At 61.8% G+C, this 24573-nt stretch carries 23 protein-coding genes, 3 pseudogenes and 1 riboswitch; of the genes and pseudogenes, 10 read left to right on the top strand and 16 right to left on the bottom strand.

From position 1 onward, the window contains the following. The first annotated feature begins 22 nt into the window (after positions 1 to 22). Both HDG37_RS20295 and mdeB read left to right on the top strand, forming a co-directional pair. Positions 23 to 760, top strand: coding sequence for an amino acid ABC transporter ATP-binding protein (locus HDG37_RS20295; protein WP_184050788.1), 738 nt, complete (start codon positions 23 to 25; stop codon positions 758 to 760). Between the two features lie 325 nt (positions 761 to 1085). After that, complete coding sequence (mdeB, locus tag HDG37_RS20300) at positions 1086 to 3800, top strand: alpha-ketoglutarate dehydrogenase (protein WP_184050724.1); 2715 nt, start codon at positions 1086 to 1088, stop codon at positions 3798 to 3800. A 917-nt stretch (positions 3801 to 4717) separates the two neighbouring features. Here mdeB and HDG37_RS20305 read toward each other — a convergent pair. From HDG37_RS20305 to HDG37_RS20335, 7 genes and pseudogenes are all read right to left on the bottom strand, one after another. Beyond that, positions 4718 to 5886, bottom strand: a pseudogene (locus HDG37_RS20305) (IS91 family transposase). A gap of 23 nt (positions 5887 to 5909) precedes the next feature. After that, a complete protein-coding gene (locus HDG37_RS20310) occupies positions 5910 to 6785 on the bottom strand; it encodes a site-specific integrase (protein WP_184050726.1) in 876 nt (291 codons plus the stop codon). A gap of 464 nt (positions 6786 to 7249) precedes the next feature. Then, a pseudogene (locus tag HDG37_RS40405) lies at positions 7250 to 7823 on the bottom strand (DUF3047 domain-containing protein). Between the two features lie 396 nt (positions 7824 to 8219). Next, the gene (locus HDG37_RS20320; protein WP_184050728.1) at positions 8220 to 8768 is read right to left on the bottom strand and encodes a hypothetical protein; all 549 of its coding nucleotides are present in this window, start codon (positions 8766 to 8768) and stop codon (positions 8220 to 8222) included. A 595-nt stretch (positions 8769 to 9363) separates the two neighbouring features. Next, a complete protein-coding gene (locus tag HDG37_RS20325; RefSeq protein WP_184050730.1) occupies positions 9364 to 9825 on the bottom strand; it encodes a cache domain-containing protein in 462 nt (153 codons plus the stop codon). Between the two features lie 591 nt (positions 9826 to 10416). Further along, on the bottom strand, positions 10417 to 11049 hold the full coding sequence (locus tag HDG37_RS20330) for a LysE family translocator (protein ID WP_184050732.1): 633 nt from the start codon (positions 11047 to 11049) through the stop codon (positions 10417 to 10419). A 19-nt stretch (positions 11050 to 11068) separates the two neighbouring features. Continuing rightward, positions 11069 to 11152: riboswitch (ZMP/ZTP riboswitch) on the bottom strand. A gap of 162 nt (positions 11153 to 11314) precedes the next feature. After that, the gene (locus HDG37_RS20335) at positions 11315 to 11851 is read right to left on the bottom strand and encodes an alpha/beta hydrolase (protein WP_184050734.1); all 537 of its coding nucleotides are present in this window, start codon (positions 11849 to 11851) and stop codon (positions 11315 to 11317) included. A gap of 124 nt (positions 11852 to 11975) precedes the next feature. Here HDG37_RS20335 and HDG37_RS20340 point away from each other — a divergent pair, with 124 nt between their 5' ends. Further along, positions 11976 to 12434, top strand: a complete 459-nt coding sequence (locus HDG37_RS20340; protein ID WP_184050736.1) for an Lrp/AsnC family transcriptional regulator — start codon at positions 11976 to 11978, stop codon at positions 12432 to 12434. 403 nt (positions 12435 to 12837) lie between these two features. On the opposite strand, the gene HDG37_RS20345 is transcribed toward HDG37_RS20340, so the two are convergent. From HDG37_RS20345 to HDG37_RS20375, 7 genes are all read right to left on the bottom strand, one after another. Then, positions 12838 to 13176: a hypothetical protein gene (locus tag HDG37_RS20345; protein ID WP_260334947.1), complete on the bottom strand. Its 339-nt coding sequence runs from the start codon at positions 13174 to 13176 to the stop codon at positions 12838 to 12840. 3 nt (positions 13177 to 13179) lie between these two features. Next, the gene (locus HDG37_RS20350) at positions 13180 to 13431 is read right to left on the bottom strand and encodes a hypothetical protein (protein ID WP_184050738.1); all 252 of its coding nucleotides are present in this window, start codon (positions 13429 to 13431) and stop codon (positions 13180 to 13182) included. A 674-nt stretch (positions 13432 to 14105) separates the two neighbouring features. Next, positions 14106 to 14543, bottom strand: coding sequence for a hypothetical protein (locus HDG37_RS20355; RefSeq protein WP_184050740.1), 438 nt, complete (start codon positions 14541 to 14543; stop codon positions 14106 to 14108). A gap of 281 nt (positions 14544 to 14824) precedes the next feature. After that, positions 14825 to 15931 (bottom strand): helix-turn-helix transcriptional regulator, encoded by a 1107-nt coding sequence (locus tag HDG37_RS20360; protein WP_311541509.1) that lies wholly within the window; start codon positions 15929 to 15931, stop codon positions 14825 to 14827. Positions 15932 to 16026: 95 nt separating this feature from the next. Next, on the bottom strand, positions 16027 to 16551 hold the full coding sequence (locus tag HDG37_RS20365; protein WP_184050744.1) for a 3'-5' exoribonuclease: 525 nt from the start codon (positions 16549 to 16551) through the stop codon (positions 16027 to 16029). Positions 16552 to 16619: 68 nt separating this feature from the next. After that, entirely contained in the window at positions 16620 to 16871 is a 252-nt protein-coding gene (locus tag HDG37_RS20370; protein WP_184050746.1) for a hypothetical protein, read from the bottom strand. Between the two features lie 176 nt (positions 16872 to 17047). Further along, complete coding sequence (locus HDG37_RS20375) at positions 17048 to 17362, bottom strand: hypothetical protein (RefSeq protein ID WP_260334949.1); 315 nt, start codon at positions 17360 to 17362, stop codon at positions 17048 to 17050. 605 nt (positions 17363 to 17967) lie between these two features. On the opposite strand from HDG37_RS20375, the gene HDG37_RS20380 reads away from it, so the two are divergent. After that, positions 17968 to 18255 carry a helix-turn-helix domain-containing protein gene (locus HDG37_RS20380; protein ID WP_184050748.1) on the top strand — a complete coding sequence of 96 codons (288 nt, stop codon included), beginning with the start codon at positions 17968 to 17970 and terminating at the stop codon, positions 18253 to 18255. A gap of 712 nt (positions 18256 to 18967) precedes the next feature. Here the strand turns inward: HDG37_RS20380 and HDG37_RS20385 are convergent. Further along, positions 18968 to 20410 carry an ISNCY family transposase gene (locus HDG37_RS20385; RefSeq protein ID WP_184050750.1) on the bottom strand — a complete coding sequence of 481 codons (1443 nt, stop codon included), beginning with the start codon at positions 20408 to 20410 and terminating at the stop codon, positions 18968 to 18970. Positions 20411 to 20845: 435 nt separating this feature from the next. Between HDG37_RS20385 and HDG37_RS20390 the strand changes: the two genes are divergently transcribed. Next, a complete protein-coding gene (locus tag HDG37_RS20390) occupies positions 20846 to 21097 on the top strand; it encodes a type II toxin-antitoxin system Phd/YefM family antitoxin (protein ID WP_184050752.1) in 252 nt (83 codons plus the stop codon). Further along, positions 21094 to 21483: a type II toxin-antitoxin system VapC family toxin gene (locus HDG37_RS20395; protein ID WP_184050754.1), complete on the top strand. Its 390-nt coding sequence runs from the start codon at positions 21094 to 21096 to the stop codon at positions 21481 to 21483. Before HDG37_RS20390 ends, HDG37_RS20395 begins: the two co-directional genes overlap by 4 nt. 13 nt (positions 21484 to 21496) lie before the next feature. Here HDG37_RS20395 and HDG37_RS20400 read toward each other — a convergent pair. Next, positions 21497 to 22309: pseudogene (locus tag HDG37_RS20400) on the bottom strand (GntR family transcriptional regulator); the annotation flags it as partial. Here HDG37_RS20400 and HDG37_RS20405 point away from each other — a divergent pair. From HDG37_RS20405 to HDG37_RS20420, 4 genes are all read left to right on the top strand, one after another. Then, positions 22308 to 22640 (top strand): hypothetical protein, encoded by a 333-nt coding sequence (locus HDG37_RS20405; RefSeq protein WP_184050756.1) that lies wholly within the window; start codon positions 22308 to 22310, stop codon positions 22638 to 22640. The pseudogene HDG37_RS20400 and the gene HDG37_RS20405 sit on opposite strands and share 2 nt — an antisense overlap. A 240-nt stretch (positions 22641 to 22880) precedes the next feature. Next, positions 22881 to 23162 carry a DUF4148 domain-containing protein gene (locus HDG37_RS20410; RefSeq protein ID WP_311541510.1) on the top strand — a complete coding sequence of 94 codons (282 nt, stop codon included), beginning with the start codon at positions 22881 to 22883 and terminating at the stop codon, positions 23160 to 23162. A 389-nt stretch (positions 23163 to 23551) separates the two neighbouring features. Continuing rightward, positions 23552 to 24046, top strand: a complete 495-nt coding sequence (locus HDG37_RS20415) for a LysR family transcriptional regulator (protein ID WP_184050758.1) — start codon at positions 23552 to 23554, stop codon at positions 24044 to 24046. Continuing rightward, positions 23956 to 24534 (top strand): substrate binding domain-containing protein, encoded by a 579-nt coding sequence (locus HDG37_RS20420; RefSeq protein WP_184050760.1) that lies wholly within the window; start codon positions 23956 to 23958, stop codon positions 24532 to 24534. Before HDG37_RS20415 ends, HDG37_RS20420 begins: the two co-directional genes overlap by 91 nt. Positions 24535 to 24573: the final 39 nt, after the last annotated feature.

Raw genomic sequence — 24573 nt, forward strand, 5'->3', positions numbered from 1 at the left:
TTCCATGAGCCAGATGAAGCCCATGATCGAAATGCGCGATGTCTCGAAATGGTATGGTCCGATTCAGGTGCTCGATGGCTGTTCCCTGTCGATCTCGAACGGCGATGTCGTTGTCGTATGCGGGCCGTCAGGGTCGGGAAAATCCACGCTGATCAAAACGATCAACGCTCTCGAGCCGATTCAGAAGGGCGATATTTATATCAATGGGACGCACGTCAACGCTCCGGGCACGAACCTGCCGAAGCTACGCAGCCGCGTCGGCATGGTTTTTCAGCATTTCGAGTTGTTTCCGCATCTGAGCGTCACCGACAATCTGACGCTCGCGCAGATGAAGGTGCTCGGACGCAGCCGCGAGGAAGCCCAAACGCGGGGCCTGAAGATGCTCGATCGCGTCGGCCTGATGGCGCACAAGGACAGGTATCCCGGCACATTGTCGGGAGGTCAGCAGCAACGTGTAGCTATCGCGCGAGCGTTGTCGATGGATCCAATCGTCATGTTGTTCGATGAACCGACATCGGCGCTCGATCCTGAAATGGTCGGCGAAGTACTCGACGTGATGACGACGCTCGCGAAAGATGGCATGACAATGATGTGCGTGACGCATGAGATGGGATTCGCAGCGCGCGTTGGAAGCCGCATCGTCTTCATCGATGTCGGCGGACGCATTCTCGAAGACTGTACACGCGATGAATTCTTCGGCAATCCAACCGCGCGACGGCCCCGCACGAAGGACTTCCTAAGCAAGATCATGCAGCATTGAGTGCCTGAAACGGATGAAGAGCCAAATGACGCAGCGGGAGCGCCGCGGTCGGCTGCGCACGACCGGCTCGTCTGCGCCTGTCAACGCCTCCTTACAAAAGGTATGTGGCCGTGTCCGTGTGCTCGCGACTCGCGCTGGCCGAGAACAAGGGCGGGTAGCCGGCGGGATGCTGCGCTGCCGCGTTCGGTACGATTTTGTCGGTGTATCTCCATGCGAGTGGGACGGATGTCTTGTGCGACATTCGCACGACCAAGCGCTTGCGAACATCACGGGGAAACAGGAATTCAAGTCTTGAACAAATTTATAGTCAATGCGGAGTCGCGTCATGACTGACTTATCGAGCGAAACGAGCCAGCTTCTTTCCATAGCCAAGGGAAGGGAGGACGTCGACCCCGGCGAAACCGCCGAATGGCTGGAGGCGCTCGATGGAGTCGTCTCGCACGTCGGCCGCGAGCGGGCACAGTATCTGTTCGACCGGCTCGCCGAGCACGCGCTCTCGGTGGGCGTCGAATCGACGCGGGCGCGCGCGACGCCTTACGCGAACACGATTCCCCTCGCGCAGCAGCCGCCTTATCCGGGCAATCTCGACATCGAGGAAAAGCTCGCCGCCGTGTTGCGCTGGAACGCGCTCGCGATGGTCGTGCGCGCGAACCGCGCCTACGGCGAACTGGGCGGCCATATCGCGAGCTATGCGTCGGCGGCGGATCTGTTCGAGGTCGGCTTCAATCATTTCTTTCGCGCGGCGGATGCGAATAACGGCGGTGATATCGTCTACTTTCAGCCGCATTCGTCGCCGGGCGTGTATGCGCGCGCGTTTCTCGAAGGTTTTCTCGATGAAGAGCATTTGCGCCACTATCGTCGCGAGATCGCGGGGCCGGGCTTGTGCTCGTATCCGCATCCGTGGCTGATGCCCGACTTCTGGCAATTCCCGACGGGTTCGATGGGCATCGGCCCGATCAACTCGATTTATCAGGCGCGCTTCATGCGCTATCTGCAGAACCGCAATCTGCTGCGCACGGAAGGCCGCAAGGTGTGGGGCTTCTTCGGCGACGGCGAGATGGACGAGCCCGAGTCGATCGGCGCGCTGTCGCTCGCGGCCCGCGAGCAACTCGACAACCTGGTGTTCGTCATCAACTGCAATCTGCAGCGGCTGGATGGCCCCGTGCGCAGCAACGGGCGCATCGTCGACGAACTGGAAGCGCAATTTACGGGGGCGGGCTGGAACGTCATCAAGGTGCTGTGGGGCTCGGACTGGGACGCACTGTTTGCGCGCGACCACGCCAATGCCTTGCTGCGCGCGTTCGCGCATACCGTCGACGGGCAATTCCAGACCTTCTCGGCCAACGACGGCCGCTACAACCGCGAACGCTTCTTCGGCCAGAATCCGGAGCTGGCCGCGCTCGTGGCGCACATGTCGGATGAAGACATCGACCGCCTGCGCCGTGGCGGCCACGACGTGCGCAAGCTGCATGCAGCCTATGCGAAGGCGCTCGCGCACAAGGGCCGGCCGACTGTGATCCTCGCCAAGACGATGAAGGGCTTCGGCATGGGCGCGGCGGGTCAGGGCCGCATGACGACGCATCAGCAGAAAAAGCTCGATCTCGACGATCTCAAGGCGTTCCGCGATCGCTTCCGCCTGCCGCTGTCGGATGAAGACGTCGAGCAGTTGAAGTTCTGCAAGCCCGCCGACGACGCGCCCGATATGCGCTATCTCCACGAACGCCGTGCGGCGCTGGGCGGTTTTCTGCCGCGCCGTCGCGCGAAGGCATCGCAAGGCATCACGCCACCCGCGCTGACTACGTGGGGCCAGTTCGCGCTGGATGCATCCGGCAAGGAAATGTCCACGACGATGGCCTTCGTGCGCATGCTCGGCAGCCTGCTGAAGGACGCGACGCTCGGATCCCGGATCGTGCCCGTGGTCGCGGACGAGGCGCGCACCTTCGGCATGGCCAATCTCTTCAGGCAGGTGGGCATCTACTCGCCGCTCGGCCAGTTGTACGAGCCGGAGGACATGGGCTCGATGCTCTATTACCGAGAGGACACGCGCGGACAGATTCTGGAAGAAGGCATTTCGGAGGCGGGCGCGGTGTCCTCGTGGATCGCTGCGGCGACGTCCTACAGCGTGCACGACCTGCCGATGCTGCCGTTCTATATCTACTACTCGATGTTCGGCTTCCAGCGCATCGGCGATCTGATTTTCGCGGCGGCCGATCAACGCTCGCGCGGTTTTCTCATCGGCGCGACGTCGGGGCGCACGACGCTCGGCGGCGAGGGCTTGCAGCACCAGGACGGCACGAGCCATCTCGTCGCGTCGACGATTCCGAACTGCCGCGCTTACGATCCCGCGTTCGCATACGAAGTCGCGGCGATCGTCGATGAAGGCATGCAGGAGATGCTCGAGCGCCAGCGCGACGTGTTCTACTACGTCACCGTGACCAACGAGAACTACGCGCAGCCGTCTGCGCCGAATGGCTCACTGGATGCGCAAACGCGCGAAGGCATTCTGCGCGGCATCTATCCCATCGGCGATGCATCCGGTGACGAGGCGCAAGTGCAACTGCTCGGCTCGGGGGCGATCCTCAACGAAGCGATCGCCGCGCGCGCGATGCTGAAGAACGACTGGAACATCGATGCCGCCGTGTGGAGCGTGACGAGCTATACGGAGCTGCATCGCGATGGCGCGGCATCCGAGCGTCTCGCACCTCTGAGCGACGACGATGCGCCGACGCCATTCGTCACGCGCGCGCTGGAGGAATCATGCGGTCCCGTGATCGCCGCGACGGACTACGTGCGCGCGGTGCCGGAGCTGATTCGCGCATACGTGCCGCGCCGCTATGTCACGCTCGGCACCGACGGGTTCGGGCGCAGCGATACGCGTCAGTCGTTGCGCGAGTTCTTCGAAGTGGATCGCGTGTCGATCGTCATCGCGGCGCTGAAGACGCTGGTGGATGAAGGCGCGGTGGACAAGGCGGTTTTGCAGGCCGCACGCGGCAAGTACCGCAAGACGCACGAAGCGCACGACGCGCCGTGGACGCGCTAGATGTCTTTTGCGCTGCATCGGGCTGTTCGCGTAGTCTGTCTCCGTCCGACAAGTCGATATGAAACTGCCCGACGCCCGAATTACTGACGATGGCGATCCGAGTCATAGCGGCCAGAAGCTCATGGACCGGTGGGCGTGGATTTCGACTTGGTCATGTCGTGCGGAGACGCATTCAGGTCGCATCTGCCGGGGCTGCTCTGATAGCCGATCAAAACTACGCGTCAGAGGCCTTCGTTAGATGGCGTTCGAATGACCGGTTCGACCGAACGGCCCTTCAAAGTTGCGACAATGAACGTAGGAAAGGGCGAAACTGCTGCACCGGGGTAGCCGACGCGAATGGCCGAACCCCTTTTGTTAGCTGCCCCTGGATCTTCAGTCACGCGACCGATGGCAATGGGTCGACTTGCGACGATTATCCGCTGCGGGCCGGCAAGCGGTTCTCAATTCATCTATCGGACCGGGTTCGACCAGGACCAGCCGTTCAACCGCGCTCTCAGCGGCACATTTGAACGTCGGCCGCACCTGACAACAGCCGTTCGATTGCCGACGATGCACGTCGCATAGTCTTGAGGTTTGTTCGATGCCTGCCCATGTCCGTGGACTCGGGGTGCGCGCCGGCGCGTGCGGGCAGGCGTTGAATAAACCTGAAGGGAGGAAACCGCGGAGTGCTCTGATGCAATGGAGTCTTCGGGGCTATGGCGATTGATTGCCCGGGATGGCGAGCGGTGTTGCGGGATGCGTGGTCAGGCGGGAGGCCGGCTGAGGGCTGAGGTTGTGCCGAAGCGGTGCAGTGGCGCCATCGTGATGGCGGAACGGACCTGCAAGGGCCTGTGCGAAGCGACAGACGCAAGGGTCTGCTCGTGGGCCGCGTTGCCGCAAAGCCGAGGGTCGGGTTGTTCGTCCTGGAACAGTGACGCTCATATCTCGCCCCAGCGCGTGGGTGGTGCGCGGATCGGTGCAGTGCGCGCAAGGATATCGATGACGATCATCGGCGCGCCGCAGTGCCGGCAGATGAAGGCGGGGCGCGTTTCGATGACGGTTTCGTGAGCTGATGTGTTGACGTCGGTCGCGACGTGCAGCAGTTCGCGGACCTTCGCGAGACTGGCGCGGCGCACCGGGTTGGCGAGCAGTCCGTAGTGACGGATACGATGGAAGCCACCGGGCAGCACATGGAGCAGGAAGCGGCGCATGAACTCGCCGGCTTCGAGGGTCATGGTCTTGTAGCGGGTGTGCCCCTTCGCACGGTAGTCCTTCCAGCGGAAGGTTACGCCGCATTCATCGAATGCAAGCAGGCGCTGGCTGGAGATCGCGACGCGGTGCGTATAGCGCGACAGGTACGCGAGCACTGCTTCGGGTCCTGCAAAGGGACGCTTTGCGTAGACGACCCATTCGCAGGCACGCAGCGGCGCAAGCCACACGTCAAAGACAGCTGGGTCGGCAAGTTCAGCGTACTGGCCGAAGAACTGCAGGTGGCCGTGCCGGTGCGCGTCCGTGAGCGCTTCGAGGAAGCGCCTGCGGAACAGGCGCGAGAGCACACGTACCGGCAGGAAGAAGCCGGGCCGGCATGCGATCCACCGCTGACCATCGGGCGACAGCCCACCGCCGGGGACGATACCGTGTACGTGCGGATGATGCGTGAGTGCCGAGCCCCAGGTGTGCAGCACGAGCGTCGCGCCGATCTGGGCGCCGAGGTGCTTCGGATCAGCGGCAATGGTGCGTAGCGTTTCGGCGGCGATATCGAACAGCAGCCCGTAGATGACGGCCTTGTTGTACCAGGCGATGGCACTGATGGGCGCGGGCAGCGTGAAGACGACATGGTAGTACCCGACCGGAAGCAGATCGGCCTGGCGTGCCTGGAGCCAGCGATGCGCAGCACTGCCCTGGCACTTCGGGCAATGACGGTTGCGGCAGGAGTTGTAGGCAACCTCGATCCGGTCGCAGCCGGCGCAGCGCAGCACATGCCCCCCAGCGCCGCGCTGCGGCACTGTTCGATGGCCGACATGACCTTCAGCTGCCCCAGGCTCAGCGCTACCGTGCGCCGCCACGCCGGCCCGCAGGCGCGGAAGATATCCGCGACCTCCAGCACGGGGTGCTCCGCGTGCGACCGGGCTAGCCGGCGGGCAGGCGGTCCAGCGGACTGATCAACTTGCGCAGGAGGTCAGTGGCAACCTGGGTATAGAGCGTGGTGGTCTCGATCTGCCTGTGTCCAAGGAGCACCTGGATCACGCGGATATCCTCCTTCTGTTCCAGCAGGTGCGTGGCAAAGGAATGCCTCAGCGTGTGCATGGATACGCGCTTGTCGATGTTTGCGGTCTCGGCGGCCGCATGGATGGCGCGGGTCAGTTGCCGCGTGCTGAGCGGGTCGATCGGATCGAGGCCCGGAAAGAGCCACCCGCCATCGAGCATGCAGCCCTGGGCACGGGCAACGCGCCACCAGACGCGCAGACGTTCGAGCAGGACCGGCGAGAGCATCGCGTAGCGGTCACGGCGGCCCTTGCCCTGCTCGATGCGCAGGGTCATGCGCTGGCTGTCGATGTCGCTGACCCTGAGCGCGACCACTTCGCTCGCACGCAGCCCGGCGCCATAGGCGACCGACAGCGCGGTCTGATGCTTGAGGTTTCCGGCTGCCGCGATGAGCCGGCGCACCTCCTCGGGGCTGAGCACAACCGGGAGCGTGCGAGGCACGCGTACCGGCTGCATCCGCGCCATCAGCTCAGGCCGGCCGAGCGTGACTTCGAAGAAGAACTTCAGACCGCTGATCGCGGCGTTCAGCGACACCGGCGACGCGCCGTGATCGACCAGATGCAGCTGGTAGTCCCGGAGGTCCTCGACAGTGGCGCTATCGGGTAAACGCCCGAGGTATCGGGCGAACTGACGTACGGCACGCAGGTAGGCGGCCTGGGTCTTGGGTGCGAACTTGCGCATGCGCAAGTCCTCAAGCATACGGCGGCGCAGCGGGCTGATGCCCGGATCGGAGGAGGTCATGATGGGACTCCTGCTGGAGGACGAGGCGGATTGCCTCAACCACCAACATAAGCGCCGGCACCACTGGCCTCCCATTCGCCGCCAGAGACGGGCCGCAGCCCCCTACCGCGCGAGCGGTTTAGTCCGATCGGCCAATGCCGACATTGGCGCGCTCTGGGTTCTACGTCGGCAATATGGCGGACTCCTGACGGTGGCAGCATCGAGCAACCCTACGGCAGCTTTCCGCATCAGCGAACTCACACTCTCGACCCACTGCCGCCGCTCGCGCTCTCAGGAATTCAAGGGCAGGTAAACAAGTGTTCCGGTCGTCCAAGCGTGCTTCTCGGGGCAGCAGTCCGGTAGTCGCTTCATTGTCGGCATTATCTAGCCGTCAGCAAGGCCGATAGCCTGCAGGATCAATTTGCTCCGTAACCGCAGGATTGGCACCGAGTTCTCACGGCGTGTCGCCCGGCGACGGTACGTTGTCATGGCCCGGCCCGGAACTGAACGTCTCCGTACCATGCGCGAGTCGTGCTACCCGTATTGTCGGTGTCGGTCAGCAGGCCGTAAGCGGTAATCCGTCCAGGCGTCTCGTGAAAGACCTTCTCATAGTCTTGCACGATATTGCGGCGCAGGATTTGCCATTTACCGGCATCGCCAGGCTGACCGGAGACTACGATCATCTGTACGCGACCGGTATGGGGATTGGCAATGACACTGCCTGGCGCGGCTGTGGTCGACCCAGATATACATCAGCGTGGCATAGGGCAGTTCCTGCCCACTCAGGTGCTTTGCCAGGTTCATGCCTGCCCGATCGATAAGCGACAGTTTGGATTTGTCACCATCAAAGAAGAACACCAGTCGCGCCGGCGCATCTTCCTTCGATCCCACGCTGTTGTCGGCCCCCTCGATTGACCCTTCTGCTTTCCAGCGCCATGCCACGACGGGTGTGCGGGTCAGGTCGATATTACCCTCATGCATCAGGGCCGAAGCGGAATGGGTTGCGTCCGCCTGCAGGACGGTTGTACGGTCGTCGCGTACAAGCGTGTATTGCGTCATCGCTTTTCCGCTCACGACCGGCAGATTCTTCCATGCCGCCGGTTGCGGTGCGCCGGGCTCGGCCACGGAAAAGGCGATACCCGGCCCTTCGTCCTGAGCAAGGAGGACTAGCGGCGACAGAAGCGCGATGCACACACCGATCCGGCTTGGCCAGGCTGTTCGTTTCCGTGCTCGCTGGACCCAGGGAAGGTCCATGGCTGGTCCCGTTCGGGTCGTGGCTAAATATTCATTCTAGTCGGCTCAGCTGACCGCAGTCCCGCCGAGCTTTTAAGCGAGCGTCCGAGGAAGCCCTCGACCATGAAACGCCTCTCGAACGATTTCGTCAGTTTGCTGCATCGACCGGTTGCATCGACCGGTTGGATCCGCAGGCCTTCGCCGAGATAGCGAAGTGTCCCGCTATTCGACGGGAGCCGGCTGAACACTATTTTCTGGTGGAGGTTCAACGGGTATTTGCGGCGCTGGCTCGCTGTCTTCTTCCGGAATCGGCTCGACGCTTTGGACGGCGGGCGGCTGGACGCTCTTGATAACAACGTGCGGTTCGGAGCCTTGCACAGGCGCACTGCCTTGCTCCGTGTGGGAACCACTGCTCACGCCTGTACCGACGTTCGAGGCCGTGGTGTTTGCGCTCTTGAGGATGCCGTGCGGATCGAACAGAAACACGGCCGCAGACGAGTGCGTGTCGGCGCCGCCAACCAGCGAGCCGATGAACGGAATATAGCTTTCGGGGTGGGGGCGCGACGTCACGTAGGTGTAGACGAGCAGCGTCGAGCCGTCGTCCAACGCGGTCTCTACTGACGCAGGGCCGAGCGCGGTTACCACGTCTTGCAGTGTTGTCACGCCGTGCCTGAAATTCGCCATCTGTTCGGGCCGCACCTCGACACCGGCGGACACGCAACCGGCAAGCAGTGCGCCGCACAGTAGCCCGACGACCAGTTCGCGATTCATGTTGCCTCCCGTCAATAATTCTACGACAAAGGATTCTGGTTAGCGGGCCGCAGCATGCTCCTTCGTCAATGGAGGAACGCCGCCATTGTGGACGGCGCCACTGTATCGTCTGAGGTTAGTGAAAGGTACGGAAACGCATGTACTTCTCAGACTGCCGGGGACGGGAGGTCACTCAATGAGCACGGGGCAATAGCCAGTTGCAAAACGGGTTCTGCTGCGGCGCTTCACGCAAGGGCGAGACGTGAAAACCCTTTTAGGGGAAGACGGCTTTGGCTACCGGCGGGTCTAGTCGTCCGTCGCAGATCGACCCATTCGCGCCGATCGCGTGGCCGAGCATCCAAGGGCAGCTAACAGAGGGATCCGGTCATCCGGGCAGGCTTGCCACGTGCACCGGTTCTTGTGGATAGCGAACAAGGTAGCAGACACGACAACATCGACGCGAATGACCCGAGGCGGATATCAAAACTGACTGACCAGCCTCGATGGCAAACCGCACATGCGGAGTGAAGGGCATCAGAACTGACCGGTCACGCGAGAAAATAGCATTGTGTGGGCGTCGGAGTTCGGCGCCCATATGACGGTTGGTTTGGCCGGACTACTTGTAGTAACCGACGCCGCATCCCAGGCCGGCGACCGCGGTAACGAAGCTCGCCTTCGGCACCCACGTCTTGTCAGCGCCGGCCTTGGGAGACATGTAGCTGACCTCATTGACCTGGCCCTCTTTGGCCGCGTCATAGAGCCTTGGGCCATACACGTCGCCCGTAGGGTCCTTAAATGTCCTCGCATCCTTGCCGAGCAACCCCTTAACGTTGGGATTGCCGATCGCGACGAGGAGTCCGTCGCTGAGATTGAAGCAGAACGGATAGAGGTCGCCAACAAGGAAGCCGTTTTCGCCCTTGTTGATCTGGTCGAGCGTCTCGGCCTTATCGGCTTTGATGGCCGCAACCGTCTTTTCAAGCATGGCCTTAGCGTCCGCCGCAGTACCTTGCGCGAATGCCATAGTCGAGAACAAGGCAGCCATGGCGCATAGCGCGCCAATCACGAGTTTACGAAACATGGACATTCCTCCCTGCTCTTCGAGCAATTTGCAATTGTCATGCACCGTGCGCAGGCAGCAAGTCATCATATCCAAACATTGCCCCAATTGACCAGTCTACTCGTGCCCGCCGACGAGCTGATAAAAAGAGGTGGGGTGGCCATTTCCGGATTTGGCCCATCGCGTCGATCCTGGGCTTGATCGAAAGGACCGCTATCGAGGTGAATCGGCCGTTGGAATGGCGGCTTTATACCTTTTGCGAACGGCAACAATTGGCCGAGAGTACGCATTCACGGCAACCGCCGGAATGCGTTCGTTGAAAATTCCGGCGGCCGCTCTATAGAACGTTCATCGAACTGGCGCTATCGGCCAGTTTGAGACATTCGTCCCTATGGCCTAGATTGCTGACAATCGGCGAGTACAAACGGCACACCGATTTCGACAAACGATCGTCGGTGACGATTCCGATGGATGCCGGAACGGGTTGAACGAATCGCCTGAGGATGGGCACTTGTCGAAACCGTGCCGCGGGCGCGGCACGTTGAGGCGCAATGTTCCCGTCGAACCCAATGGAATGTGCTTCAGTTCCACCAAGGTATCGGTAATAAGCCACTATTTCCTGGATTCATACGCCATGCGAACCGCCAGACCTGTCAAAACGCTCCCCATCATCCAACGTTGCGCAATAAGCCACAGTGGGCGTCCAGACAGGAAGGTAGATATCGATCCGGCCATCACGGCGATAATCGCATTCACAGCGAGGCTGATCGAAATCTGAACGCTGCCGAGCGCCAGCGATTGGGTGAGAACACTGCCATGCCCCGGCGTAATAAATTGGGGAAGCAGCGACAGATACATGACGGCGATTTTGGGATTCGCCAGGTTAGTGATAAACCCCATGCCAAAGAGCTTTCTCGGGGTATCGACCGGTAGGTCGCGCACTGCGAACGCGGACCGTCCGCCAGGCTTAACCGCTTGCCAGGCAAGATATAGAAGGTACAAAGCCCCGCCAAAGCGAAGCGTGTCGTATGCGTAAGGTACCGCAAATATGAAAGCCGTAATCCCGAATGCCGCGCAGAGCATGTAGAACACAAAGCCCAGAGCAACGCCTCCCAACGAAATGAGGCCTGCGCGTCTGCCTTGGCAAATTGAACGCGAAATCAGATAGATCATGTTTGGTCCAGGCGTTAAAACCATTCCCAACGCTACAAGACCGAACATGAACAGATTTGCGAAATCAGGCATAACCCTCTCCAAAAATGGTAGGTGATGCCCAGGCGCGCGGCGGCCAAAGACCCCATGTTCCCCGATAGTGCCCTATCTATATGCGCCAGTCACATGAGAATGAAGATTATTGCACGGGAAAAATAAATCAGCGGCGATAATCCCGAATCTGAGTGGGTGTTTCCATTGTCGCTCAGTGAAGAACTATTCCACCAGCGGCAGTTGCGATCCGTAAGCGATCCGACTTCGCACGCTGGAGTGGGGACGCTGGCGGTTGGGAACCGGATCAACCGTCGTTCATCTTCATCAGCAATTGAAAACCTTCGGGCCAATCGCCCAGGTTGCTGTCCGCGTTGAGATGTCCCTTTGCTCCAACTTCGACGAGTTCGCTGCCCCATGCCGTTGCGCAGGCGCGTGCGTGGTCCACACTGCCATACGGGTCGTTGATGCTGGATACGACGGTGGTCGGAAATGGCAACCGCTCGGATGGCAAAGGCGCGAACCCGCTCGTGGCTACGCGGGGAAATGCCGGCGATGCCGGGTCCGGCACGGCCACGAGCAGTGCGCCGCGAATCGTCCGCGCATACCGGGCAGCCCAATGGACCACGGCCAGACATCCGAGGCTGTGCGCCACTATGACAGTTTCCCTCGCGTTTGCCGCTAGCTGCCCTTCTAGCGCCGATACCCAGTCATTGCAGACGACGTAATCCCAGTCCGCGACTGCGAGGCGTTGCCAATCCGGATACGCGGCTTGCCATACGCTCTGCCAGTGCAATGGACCGGAGCTGCCGATGCCAGGAACAACAAAAACGGGGTAATCCATCTACCAGATCTCCATGGGTGAATGAGCCTCCAGTGTAAAAGCTCGCGAATTCAGGCAACATCGCAAAACAAATGCATTGATGGTCATACACAAATGAATTGACGGAGCTTGAGGGTGCTCACAAATGAAAACTAAGCCGGCAATGTTGGACAGGCTCGACTGGCGGATTCTGGAGGTGCTTCAGCGCACTGCACGTGTCACCAACACGGAACTTGGGAAGCAGATCGGGCTTTCCCAGCCGGCGGTCACCGCCCGCATCAGGAGCCTCGAGGAGCGGGGAGTCATCGAGGGCTACTCGGCGCGGATAAATCCCGGCCTCGTCGGTCGGGGCATTGCGGCGATCGTGCGAATCCGCACCACCCACGCTGAGATTAAGCGTTGCCTGAGCGCCTTCGAAGCAATGCCTGAGATCGTCGAGGCGCACCGGATCACTGGTGAAGACTGCTTCATCGTTCGGATTGTGGTTGAAGAGATGGCCCAGCTCGAAACCGCAATCGACGCGCTTGCCAGATTCGGGCCCGTGACCACTTCTGTCGTGCTAGCGAGCTATCCGCCGAAGGCGATCCTCGGATCGCAGACCTGACGGGCTGCTTTGTAGAAATCTGGATGACCGCTCGGGGTCGAAAGTACGCGTTCGTTGAACTCGGTAGCGGCTGTTCGCCGCCGCTCCTCGATGAACGACCGGTGAGCAGCGGTAAGCAGGCACGTCCGCGTCGACACGCGAACGACAGCTGTGGCCGAGCTGCTGCCTCTGAGGCGCCGTCATGAACGACCGGTCCATCTTGTTATCTGCGCTTGAACTCCCAACGTCGCACCGGCGGCGATGCGGTCGACAAGACTCGTTCAGCGAGAAGGCTAACCTGTTCAACCGAAGGTAACGAGCCGCCTGAGTGTCGCGACGGTGAGTTCGGGATGCCCCGTGAGAAACGGCAATCCATGATCGGCAGTCTGAGCGACGCGCGGAGCCGCATGGGGCGGTAAGCCCTCTAGTCGCGCTCGTGAAATTCCCCGGGATTCATCCTGTCGACAGATACCGGTACATTGGGTCGGGGCACGACGCCCTTCAGGGCTTGCATTGAGCCATCCGGTCCGGACGGCGGATCGACGCGAAGCCAACGCCCCAGCGTATCGCGGACACACTGCTGGCAAAGGTCAAGGCTCACATGGGCGCCGTCGCCGAAAATCGAGCCAAAGCCGCCACGCCAATCGAGCGACATCTTTTCGTACCACTCCCCCTGATCGTCAACGGGCGTCATGCGCCGGCCGCAGCGGTCGCATGTGCAGGCCGCGACCTCCTGCACCGTCCTGTCCCGGTATTCGCGCATGACCTATCCTTTTCCCCAGTCCGAATTTTCCCAGTCCGGCGGCACGACACCAAGCTGCTTCGCAGTGTCGACCGGCAGGCGCAACAGCACCGTGCCCGGGCCGCGCTCCGTGTTCCCGAGCATCGTGACTTCAGCGGCTACTCCGTTGAGCTCGAGATACACGACGTCGTCCGGCTCAAGAATCTCGGTGTAGAGATCCCAGCCGGGCTGATCACCCTCTTTCGCCTGATACCTGATGTGGTTCCTGGTACTCATGAATCCCTGTCCCTTTTGCGAGCGTTTCGCCGACGCCCTGATTGTCGGCGGCCAATCGCTGCAGATACTGGATGCGGTCCGCAGCGTCACTGACAGCCGCCTCTCATTTCACTGTTCATCATGCGATCCCGGTTGGCCAGAAATGTTCTCGAGGTGCGCCGGCCTTATTCCTTCTTCCCGATGGAGCAGCCGATCTGAATGCGGCCATGACAGACTCGAGTCGATAACCGCAATATGCTCCACGGAGCGCCATTGTCGCAATCTCCGATGCCCGGCGTATAGGGTGTATGGCGAGAAGCAGGTTGGCCGGGCGGCCGTGCTGCCTGACGCTTATAAAATTTACAGCACATTCCAGAACGCCATCATCGCTCGTCACTGACCGTGCACCGCACTCGGGTTCCGGAGAGCCTTTCACTGTGGGACAATCGATCCCGTTGCTGCAATGGCGGTACAGGAATGGGAGCGAGAGAACGGTGCGTGAGGAACTGTCAGGCATCCTGCGGGCAAAATACCCGCTCATCTTCGACGTCAACCCGACAGTCGCTGATGATCTGGATACCGTCCCAACGGTTTTCTCCCTGTCGGGTTTCGAGTGCGGCGACGGCTGGTTCGATCTGATCGACATGTTGTGCGAGGCTGCAACTTGCTACAAGGCACGGCGCACCGCTCTGGCATCAGCGCTGGCCGTTGAGAAAGTCGAACCAGTCGTGCGCGAAAGCAGAGCCGTGGTCAGGAATGCCCGAACCGGCCAGTTTCCTGTCGAAGTACGTTCTGGCCGGCTCCGGAATCTTATCCAGACGCACGTAACGGTAGCCTGCGCCATTCACGTGAACCGTCACCTGCGGTGGCGCGGGGCGCGGTGGCAGGGCTTCGCGGCCCTGATTCAGCGCAGCGGCAACACAGCGCGCAACGAGATCCCATACGCTGCCCGCCCATCTCGGATAGCCGCGCACCGTGGCCCGCGCGCCAACCTGCCGGAGCACCGCATCGTCCAGGGCCACCCTGTAATCTGCAAGAGCCCCGGAACTCACGCGCGCGATGTCCGCCGTCGCGATGACCCGCTTTCCGTCTTCCCGTCCACCGGGCAGCAATTCAATGGTGATCCGGAGCATTCGCCTTGTGATCTTGTCATCCGGTACCGCAGTTGCGCGGACGCGCATCGGGTCGAGGTCCCGAACCTGCGCCGCGATCGCCTGCCCCCCCAGCAAATCAGGCCGTCCCGGTGGCTCCGCCCGGACAGCAGAACGCCCCGTCAGAACTTCCAGTACCCATCGAGTGGAAGCCCCTGCTGCGCCACGCAGGCGTTGTCGCCTTCGATGGCTTTCCCGTGCTCATTCCGCGATACCCCGCCCTGCCGCCCGGGCGCGACGCTGCGTACGCCCCGTTGGGCCGCTTACGACCTGTCGAGGCGATGTTCCATCGCAATACAGACGACGTCCGCGGCCAGCGAAAGGTTCGCCGCTTTAGCCGGCCTGCGGGTGCCGGCCACCGCCTTGCCAGGATTCGCACCGGTGATCCGCCGGGACAGTATTTCGCCGGCGAATGCCGCAGCGTGCTCCATGGACAGCGGCGGCCCCAGCAGGTCACGCATGCGGCCATCGGCTACGGCGGTCGTAAACGAAAAGCCCGCCGCGCCCACCGCCAGCATGTCATCCAGCACCGGAATCCTGAAGGCGAACCCGGCTGCGCGCGCGACCATGCGCGCCACCGTCTTGCGTGCGTGCGACGGATCGATCCCGTATGAGACGGCCACGTCGACCAGTGGCCGCCGATGCGCGCCCACCCCATAGCGGTGGGCCAGCAGGTCGGCATCGCGCGCGGCCGTTGCATCGAGCGGCTGCTCCGGTTGGAGCAGGTTGCGTCCGCGGGTGGCGACGCACGCCGCGACGCGATGGATGGCAGCCTCGAGCGTTTCAGTGCCGATCGTCACGCGCCAGCGGCCATCCTCTACCCCGGGATGCGACGCCGGCGGCGCCAGCAGTTGCCCGGGCGCGAGCAGCAGGGCGCGCTCCCAGGTGCGAAGGCGCGCCACGGTGAGCGCCTTCGGAAACGTCCCCTGTTCCCACTGCAACAGCGTGGGACGGGACACATGGCAGGCGCGCGCCACCTCCGCAACGCACAGGCCCAGTTCACTGCGCAGCCGCCGGGCGTGGGGGCCGATCTCGCGGCACCGGGCGGCGGGGATCCGTGACTGGGGATCGCCGTCTGCGCGGGCGGCGGCATCCGCCGCAGGCGACCCGGGGTCCGGCAACGGTTGCGTCCCGGGACCGAGCAGCCAACCCGGCGGCACCTGCAGGGCCGCCTCCAGCGCGTTCACGGTGGCGGCTGCGACGGTGCGCGGCCACCTTCCCTTCTCCCTGCGCACCAGGGTCACTCTTGCCACTCCCACCCTGACCGCGAGATCGCCCTGTGTCATCGCTGACGCCTTGCGTCGGTCCCGCAGGCGCTGTGAAATCCGCGGTACGTCGGATCGTGGAATCCACACACGCATCCCGGCCATCCTGATCCCCTTCGTGAGGCTGTTTCTGTCTGAGCGAAGAAATGCGTCCGCACGTCCGCGGACCGGCCGACGGCCCGGCCGGCAGCCGCCCGGCTTCAACCGGTACACGCATAGGCATTGGCGCGTGCGTCATGCAGCGCATGGTGCTCGCCGCCGTGGCGCGCGTAGTAGGCGGCGCGTCGCTCCGGGTTGCGCGTGCCCGCGATGTTCTCGATCCGCCAGCCACGCGGCAGCGGGCCGCCCAGCAGGAACCGCAACAGGGCCAGGTCCGTCTCGTAGTCGTAGCACAGCACCGGCCCGGAGTCGCCCGGCACCGCCATGAGCCATGCGCGCAGTGCCTCGCGCAGCGCTGCAAACGGCATCGCGCGCCCCTCGGACTGGCCGAGCTGCGGCAGTACCACGGCGCGGACAAAGTCGCTGCACCACGCCGGATCGAAATCGGTCCGCTCGCCGTAGAACTCGTACCCGTTCTCGCCCACGAGGGCGAGACTGAGCAGCTGGCACTGCCGGAAGTCGGTGAATTCCGTGTCGAGGAAATACCGGTTGTTCCAGCCGGCCTGCGGCTCGGGTTCAACCGGCAGTGGCCAGCGCAATGCGCCGTGAAAGTGCGTATCCGTCATGTCCGCTACTTCGTCATGTTGCCGTCGGCTCGCCCCGTGTCATCCAGCGCGAACCCGCCCGGGGCTGATCAGGCTTGGTCGCCATCATCCCTGCGCGCGTCTGACCCAGCCCGCACCTCCGGCCCCGGCATCATGCGGTGTTCGCGCGCGCCGCGGATCCGCCGCAGCGGCCCGGCGAGCACCGTCACGTGTGCGGGAAACGGGATCGGCACGGCCCCGGTTACGTCGTCGCGGGTCGCACGCACGAAGCGCCGCAGCCGCGCGCGCAGCGCTTCGGAGGTTTCGTCCGGAAGCTCGATCGCCCGCCTGTGTCTGCTCATACCGATCCCTTTCTGAAGCCGCAGCCGATGCGCCGGTGGTGCGCTGGCCGCGATAAGGCGGATTATCATCGCCAGCCCGCTTCCCTACGTTGCGTCTCCCCGCAAGCGCGGTCGCATGCCCGGCTCCTCAATGGCAATGCCCGAAGCCACGTCCGGACGCGCATCCACTGCGAGGATCAGGCGCGGGCCGGTGCGGCCGGCGCCTTCGCGCGCCAGAGCCGCCTGCCACGCGCGGGCTGCGTCGCCAAGGCGTACGGCACCGACAAGGTGCGCCCCGCTGCCGTCGTGAACCGGGTCACCGTGAGCAACTGCTTGCCCGTTCCACGATGTTCGTACTCGGTCGCCCCCACCCGGATTTCGCAAAGCGGTTCGAGTGTCCACTGTTCGACCTCCCGTGCGAGCCTCGTGCTCAGTACGGCCGCGTCACGCAGGACGACATCCCCTCCGACGAACTGTTCGAGCGTCGCAGCGGTCGCGGGCAGGTCCAGCATCACGATCGTCGGGACGGCCCGCGAGCGCGCCCGCGACACCCTGAGAATCAGGACGTCCCGCGGTAACAGTTGCTGAACCGCTGACCATACGCCCCTGCCGAGCAACCCGCCGAAAGGCACGTTGGACGGAGGCACACGGTTAATTTCACTTGTCACAAACATACAGCCGCTACCTCAAACGCTTTCTATCTTAACTAACCGCTCGATGACCATGTCGGCACCCTGAAGACAATCCAACATTCTCAGGGAACATCTCGCTGCTTCCAAAACCCGCCGAACCACGATTGCATTTGGATGTCGGCCCGACATCGCTGCGCAGGCCGCCTCCGGTGCATCTATCTGCCTCCAATGCGTTGTCGGCCCGTGCAAACGGCACGCAGATTCCTCGCCCTGCATGTGTGTTGGCCTCGGCCTCCCCGATCGGGATCTGGCTGACCGCTTCAAACAGAGATCGACCAGAGATATCTCGCGGAGTCAGGCACCGCAAGGCGGTACCTCTGACCTGCCCGCCCAGGGTGGCCCGAATGATAGCAAATGAACACTATAGATTGTAGCCCTTTAGCGCTCTCGATGAGTTCATCAGGTCCTTTATCAGGAGGACTTGCATGCGTTCCAACGCCGCTTTCGGCAAAGCACTGAAACAACTCAGGCAGATCGCTGAAGTGACACAGGAAGATTTCGGACTGGTATCCAGCCGCACTTACATCAGTACGGTCGAGCGGGGTCTGAAATCTCCAACATTGGGGAAGATCGAGCAACTTGCAGACGTGCTGGGTGTCCATCCGCTAACACTTCTGACGGCGGCTTACATGGAACGGCTGACGCCCAAAGAGGTGGAACGGACGACCGCTTTGCTGCGCAGCCGCTTGCTGGCCATCGCCAGTGAGAAGTAGAGACAGTGCGCTGCCTCCCCAAGGGGACTTCTCATGACGGACGCCGCTTCGAGCGGACGGTAACGCTTCGGTCCACTCGGGCGAAATCCGCTGAAATCCTTGTGATTTACCGGAACACTCGGGAGCCATATGCTCCCGAGGCCGGCGCACGGGCGCACGGGCGCACGGGCGCGCAGGCAGCCCGCGCCCGCATCAAAAACGCTGAGCCGGGTTTTCCGAGATAAGGGCAGGATTCTTCAAACGAATACCCGCGTTCGAAAACGCCTTCGCCCAGCAAATTTTTGAAACGCGCCTACGCCTACTGCCGCCCGAAAAAACCGTCGACCGCAGCAGTCCGGCGTCAAGTGCCTCCGGCCGGGCTACCGAGATGGACGCAGGCCAACAACGATCGGCGCGTTTCGGTGAGGTCAGCAACGCATGACTCGCGCACGCGGAAACGAATCATTCTGGGGCTGGCGCAACAGAAGAACCCGTGCCTCAGGCCGGCGCAGTGGCAATTAACAATTGCTTGACCACCGAGGTCAGTGACGTTCGCACTGACATCCAAGCAGACGAGCTATAGGTACCACACGTCCGAAACTCTGAAGCCGGGCACGTCTAACAGAATAGGACTGCGAATGATCCGAGCATGTCAATGTCGATGCCAGATTGAAATGTCGGGGTTCCAGCAAGATACAGATGTCGGGGTTGAGGGTCGGTTTTGGGTGGTGGGTTAGGGTCGTTTTGCAGTCCTTTTATCTCTCTCTGGAGGGGTTTTTAGCACCGAGCCTCCCGGGTTCTGGTGTGTCCCCATGACTGCCGCATTCCAGTCCTCGAGCGTTACTTCGCGCTGCTTCTTCGTGCCAGGTAGCCGCGCCTTCACATGCACGGGTTCACCGCGGTTCGTGCGTGACGGTGAGCCGGAGATCCGGCGGTTGTCGCGCTGCGCCTGGAGCGCCTGCACGACCTGCAGCGCATGACCAAGACGCTTGTGCTCGATCACCGCGCCCTGGTCGATCTCGGCAAGCTTGTCGTACTGGACACAGGGCAGTGCGACACCATCGGCACGGATCTCGAGGCGTCCGTCCGGATACTCCCACACGTCGATATAGCGGTGAATCAGCCTGCGGTTGGCCGGCGTATCGTCAAGCAGCCAGATCACGCGGTCGTTCAGCAGCGTCAGTGAATCCGAGACCTTGCGCAGAACCCGCCAGGTCAGGACCGCGTCGAGATCCTCGTCAGCGCGCACGGGTCGATGCGCATCGAAAGCGCTGCGTGGCGGCTTCGCAAAGCGCGCGTTATAGGCTGCCATGAACGCGGGCGCCCAGGCGTTGGCAGCCTCGATGGTGCTGATGCCGCGCAGCCGGAGCTCCTTGACGAGCCGATCCTGCAGCGTCAGGTGGGCGCGCTCGACGCGCCCCTTGGCGGGGCTTGAGTTCGCGCAGAACGTGTCGATGTTCAGCTCGTACATCGCCCGGCCGAACTGCGTGACACCTTTGCCCGCTGTCTCCGAGCGTTGCTTCACGTAAAAAACGCTGGCCCTGTCGCTGTAGAACGCCACCGGCTTGCCATGCTGCTCAAGATACGCGCGCGTCGCCTCGAAGTAGCTGAAGGTCGATTCGGTCGCCGTGAAATGCAGCATCATCAGGCGGCTCGTGGCGTCATCGACGTACGCCAGCAGCGTGCAGGCCGGCGCCCGGTCCTCGAACCAGCGATGGTCGCTGCCGTCGATCTGCACCAGCTCACCGAAGCACGCGCGCCGGGCCCGCGGCTGGTAGATCTTCGGTGGCCGCTGCCGGCGCGGTACCCACAGGCCGGCGTCCGTCATCAGGTGTCGCACGGTTTCCTTCGACAGCACGAGGCCATGACATTCGCGCAGCTTCTCGCAGGCCAGCGTCGGCCCGAAGTCGGCGTAGCGCTCGCGAATGGTGGTCAGGGCCCGCACGGCCAGTCCTTCATCGAGCTTCCGGTTACCGGGCGACCTGCGCTTGGGTGAGGCCAGTCCCGCCGCGCCCCATTCACGGTACCGCGCTACCAGCCGCTCGACCTGACGCACGGTCAGGCCAAGTCGCCCGGCGGCACGCCCGGGCTTGAGCCCGATGTCCACCACGGCCTGGATCACCTTCAGACGGTCGAGTTCGCGCATGTTCAATGTCACCAGTGCGGCTGGGCTCATGACTGGCTCCTGCGATCGCGCAGCAAAATGCCAGCTTGCCAGTCACGATAAAACACGACATTTGTATCTTGCTAGAACACGACATTCTCATATTGCCGCTACAGTCAAAATTTTGCTCAATTCCTTTTATGTCAAATCGCTCGAATGCTGCGCGTGAAAACCCTCGAAGCTTCGCCCATCTGCAGCACGGACTGCGCGACCGGCCCACGCTTCGAACAGCGGAGCAGGCGGCTCCCTCCTGCTTCAGCCCTGACATTGAGCTGATGTCAGCGGTCGTAAAGCTTAGCCACCTCACTGCGGGCATGGACGCGAACACGCCATCTGAGGCAGCGCGCGCGGTAAAGCCCCCACTTCAAGCATCACTTTGAACTATTTGCAGGAGGATAAAGTTTGAAGTAAACTAAGTTCATTAAACTAAGTTCATGTGGTGCTGCCATGCATATTTACAACATTCACGATGCCAAGACCAATCTGTCGCGTCTAATCGAGGAAACCGTGAACGGCGGCGAGCCGTTCGTCATCGCTAAGGCCGGCAAGCCATTGGTCAAGGTCGTGCGCATCGACGCCGAAGCCGCAAAGCCGCCGCGGCGCATCGGGTTCCTGAAGGGGCAATTCAAAGTACCCGCAGATTTCGACACTATGGCAGCGGACGAGATCTGCGACATGTTTGAGGGTAAGACAAAGTGAGGCTGTTGCTCGATACTCATCTGCTGGTCTGGGCTGCGGCTGACGATCCTGCCTTGTCGAACGAAGCGCGCGCTGCCATCGAGGACGCCGACAACACCCTCTACTTCAGCGTCGCCAGCATCTGGGAAATTGTCATCAAAAGCGCACTGGGCCGTGAGGACTTTCAGGTCGATGCACGCGTTCTTCGCAGGAACCTGCTTGATGCTGGTTATGAAGAGCTGTCGATTGAAGCACAGCATGCGTTCGAAGTTGCGGCCCTCCCGCCTCTTCACAAGGACCCGTTCGACCGGCTCCTCGTCGGTCAAGCGATGGCAGAAGGAATCGTGTTGTTGACCCACGATGACCAGATAAAGCGATACGACTTCGCGCCAATACGGTACGTCTAGGGCGCTTTTCGCCTCGCAACCTCGTTGGTGCATACGGAGCACTGTGAGGCTCCAATGCGGTGCGGGCGCGTTGCAGGCGCTCGGTGGTCAGTGTGCGGACCTCCGCCCTGCTTCCTTCTATGTGCCGCCCCAATAACTCGACGGCGCAGTCGGCCGCAGGATCGCGGAGGGCGGCGAGAATCGCAATGTGTTCGTCGTAGGTGTCGTCGATGCAGTCGCCACAGACGAGATCGAGCCGCCGCACCACGCGGATGCGGCCGGTCACGCGCTGCATTGCCGCGCTCAACTCGGCATTGCCGGCGGCGACGACGAGCGCCTCGTGGAAGGCTTCGTCGAGCGCGACCATCTCGCGGCCATCGCGAATGCGCTGTGCTTGAGGGACGGTCCAGACGAGTTCTAGCCGTTCCAGCATTTGCGAGGCGGTCGCTGACAAGGCGCCGTCCGCGCCAAAGAGCCGGCTGACAGAAAACGTCTCGATCAGCTTGCGCATTTCGTATAGATCTCCGAAGCGCTTGGGGTCGATCGGCACGACTTCCCAGCCGCCGCGCACATAGCCGCGCATCAAACCGTCGCTTTGAAGACGCTGCAGCGCCTCGCGCGCCGGTGTGCGCGAAACGCCGAAGCGGTCGGCGATACTGCCTTCGGTCATGCGATCGCCGGGCAGCAGGCGCAGGTCGAAGATATCGTCGCGCACGCTGAAGTAAACATGGTCAGCGCGCGATGAAGGAGAGCGAGTTGTGTCTTTCACGCACGGGCCCGGAATTAACGGATCTTTTCGGCAGTGACTATCGGTCAGCGTCAAAACATCCGTCAAGACAAATTTCATGGCGCGCCAAGTGCTTCAGGGCCTCTACAACGACAACGGCGAGATTGTGCAACTGAGCGTGCTCGCCGCCGACGACCCCTCCGCCGAGTCGATCAATGTGATCGAGACGCGCAAGCCGATCCGGCTGTCTTTTCCGGTCGGACTATGCCGGCCGCTCTACTGTTCGTCAATCGGCAAGCTGCTTCCTGCGCACCAGCCGCCGGCGCGGTCGACGACGCCGGGCGAAGACGCGCCTCGTCGCATGCACGCCAGAGACCGTCATGGATTCGAGCCTGTTGGGGGATCAACAAGGTTCATGATTATCCGCTGCCCTGTCCTCTGCAGTGCGTAAGCGCGGACCTTGTTCAGCCCCCTACCTCAACGCCTTGTTGCGGCAAAGCCCGCAGCCATCATCCCACACCGCAATATCGCCAAAGACCGAAAGAAGATATCAAAATCGTAATCAGGCTGTCAGTCTGGGAGCAACGTCAATTGACGACAATGGGCTCATCGGTGCATTGCGTCGGGCATGCCCTGATGGGATCCGATCAACAGGCCGATTAGCAAATTCTTAGAGACTTCGGAGAAAACTGTGAAAAAGACAACACATATAGCGATTGGCGCCCTTGCGTGTTCGATCGCGATGAGTGCCTTGGCGCAGACGCAGCCCACTGGCAAGACCCGGGCGGACGTTCGCGCGGAACTCATCGAGGCGCAACGGGATGGTCTGGTGCCTACGCCGAAGTACGACTACCCGCCAAGCGAAGCTGCGATTGAACGCAATAAGGAACTATATGCGATCACTCACAATGGTGACGAAATATCTCCTGTTTTAGCGGCGCCGACGCAATCTTCCAGTGAAACGGTGCAGTGACAAGCTTACCAAGAATGTCTGCGTCTGCGCGCGATGTCAAACCAGGAGTCGAAGATGACTTTATTGAACATAGCAATCCTTTCCGCTTTTCTTCTTGCGCCCGTTGAGGTCGCCTTCGCACGTGATCGACCTCGTGAAGCAGAGGAATGGTGATAACGCGTACAAACAAACATGCAATGACCGCCTCGGACGCACACGGATCGGCAAAGCCGGCGATTTCGGAAGACCGCACAGTCTGTCGGCGGGGAAACGCGTGTGACGTAGCGTAAGGTCAATGGGCCGCGCCGTGAAGCGCGGCGCATCGGTCATGCGCAGGCATCTGTTCTATCCTACCCAACGGCTCTTGAGCCAGCTAGCCTTAAAATCCCCGACCGCTGCGAAACGATTCCATGAATCAATTAGCCTCCGTTCGCATTTTCACCAAGGTTGCCGACTGCCTGAACTTCGCCGAGGCGGCGAAGCAGCTTGGTATCTCGAATTCGGTCGTCACTCGCAGCGTGGCGGTACTCGAGCAACATCTCAGCGTGCGCCTTGTCAACCGGACCACTCGCCGGGTGTCGCTGACGCCTGCCGGCCAGTTGTATCGGGAGCATTGTGGCGAACTGCTCAGGCGGCTCGCGGCGATGGACGAATGCATGGCAGCTGCTGCCGGTCAACCCGCCGGATCTTTGCGTATTGCAGCGTCTTCTTTATATGCTTCGACCGATCTACCCGAAGTACTAGCGGCGTACCGGGTGCAAGAGCAGCGTACGCAGTTCGATCTGACCGTATTCGATAACACGCCGATGTCACGGTGGCAGATTTCGATGTATGCTTCAGCGCCGAGCGCCACCTGCGTGATTCGTCGCTGGTTTGCCGGCCGCTCGCACAGACGCGGGACGTGATTGTCGGGAGCCCCGCGTACTTCGCACGTCGGCGGCCGCCACGCACGCCCGACGAGCTATCGTCGCATGATGTGCTGGTCGCGTCGGACGCGCCGAGTCGTTACTGGGAGTTTCGTGACAAGCATGGCACGCAGCGCGTAGTGGTACGGCCGATTCTGAGCATGCAAAACCCACTGCTCGTAAAGCGCGCAGTCCAGGCGGGCCTCGGCATCGCCCGGCTTTCGCGCTCGCTCATTCAAGGTGAGCTGGCAGACGGCTCATTAAAGCCAGTGTTCGAAAACATCGAATTGTGCGGCGACGCGCGGACAGTGTGGGTGCTCTATTCCGGACAACCGTACATGGCGGTGGCGCTCCGCCGCTTTGTCGATTTCGTGGTAGAACGTTATCGCCAGAATCCACATGAAGACAAGCGCGAAACTGTCGTTCCCGTGGGGGCGGCACAACACCATTTCAGCAATACTGAACTGCAGTGGACGGGCATTTTGTAGGTCCTAAAGTGCAAATACCTTTCGTCAGACTCGGCTCCA

It is taken from the genome of Paraburkholderia sp. MM5384-R2, assembly GCF_014201025.1.
In the GTDB taxonomy this organism is placed as follows: Bacteria; Pseudomonadota; Gammaproteobacteria; order Burkholderiales; family Burkholderiaceae; genus Paraburkholderia; species Paraburkholderia tuberum.

Bases quoted from the DNA above. Each gene is read 5' to 3' on its own strand.
- HDG37_RS20375 (WP_260334949.1), bottom strand. From the start codon at position 17,362: ATGCTGGACCTGCCCGCGACCGCTGCGACGCTCGAACAGTTCGTCGGA.
- HDG37_RS20415 (WP_184050758.1), top strand. From the start codon at position 23,552: ATGAATCAATTAGCCTCCGTTCGCATTTTCACCAAGGTTGCCGACTGC.
- HDG37_RS20380 (WP_184050748.1), top strand. From the start codon at position 17,968: ATGCGTTCCAACGCCGCTTTCGGCAAAGCACTGAAACAACTCAGGCAG.
- HDG37_RS20360 (WP_311541509.1), bottom strand. From the start codon at position 15,931: ATGGCCGGGATGCGTGTGTGGATTCCACGATCCGACGTACCGCGGATT.
- HDG37_RS20365 (WP_184050744.1), bottom strand. From the start codon at position 16,551: ATGACGGATACGCACTTTCACGGCGCATTGCGCTGGCCACTGCCGGTT.
- HDG37_RS20335 (WP_184050734.1), bottom strand. From the start codon at position 11,851: ATGGATTACCCCGTTTTTGTTGTTCCTGGCATCGGCAGCTCCGGTCCA.
- HDG37_RS20385 (WP_184050750.1), bottom strand. From the start codon at position 20,410: ATGAGCCCAGCCGCACTGGTGACATTGAACATGCGCGAACTCGACCGT.
- HDG37_RS20310 (WP_184050726.1), bottom strand. From the start codon at position 6,785: ATGACCTCCTCCGATCCGGGCATCAGCCCGCTGCGCCGCCGTATGCTT.
- HDG37_RS20325 (WP_184050730.1), bottom strand. From the start codon at position 9,825: ATGTTTCGTAAACTCGTGATTGGCGCGCTATGCGCCATGGCTGCCTTG.
- mdeB (WP_184050724.1), top strand. From the start codon at position 1,086: ATGACTGACTTATCGAGCGAAACGAGCCAGCTTCTTTCCATAGCCAAG.
- HDG37_RS20340 (WP_184050736.1), top strand. From the start codon at position 11,976: ATGAAAACTAAGCCGGCAATGTTGGACAGGCTCGACTGGCGGATTCTG.
- HDG37_RS20345 (WP_260334947.1), bottom strand. From the start codon at position 13,176: ATGCGCGAATACCGGGACAGGACGGTGCAGGAGGTCGCGGCCTGCACA.
- HDG37_RS20355 (WP_184050740.1), bottom strand. From the start codon at position 14,543: ATGCTCCGGATCACCATTGAATTGCTGCCCGGTGGACGGGAAGACGGA.
- HDG37_RS20370 (WP_184050746.1), bottom strand. From the start codon at position 16,871: ATGAGCAGACACAGGCGGGCGATCGAGCTTCCGGACGAAACCTCCGAA.
- HDG37_RS20295 (WP_184050788.1), top strand. From the start codon at position 23: ATGATCGAAATGCGCGATGTCTCGAAATGGTATGGTCCGATTCAGGTG.
- HDG37_RS20330 (WP_184050732.1), bottom strand. From the start codon at position 11,049: ATGCCTGATTTCGCAAATCTGTTCATGTTCGGTCTTGTAGCGTTGGGA.
- HDG37_RS20320 (WP_184050728.1), bottom strand. From the start codon at position 8,768: ATGAATCGCGAACTGGTCGTCGGGCTACTGTGCGGCGCACTGCTTGCC.
- HDG37_RS20405 (WP_184050756.1), top strand. From the start codon at position 22,308: ATGGCGCGCCAAGTGCTTCAGGGCCTCTACAACGACAACGGCGAGATT.
- HDG37_RS20350 (WP_184050738.1), bottom strand. From the start codon at position 13,431: ATGAGTACCAGGAACCACATCAGGTATCAGGCGAAAGAGGGTGATCAG.
- HDG37_RS20390 (WP_184050752.1), top strand. From the start codon at position 20,846: ATGCATATTTACAACATTCACGATGCCAAGACCAATCTGTCGCGTCTA.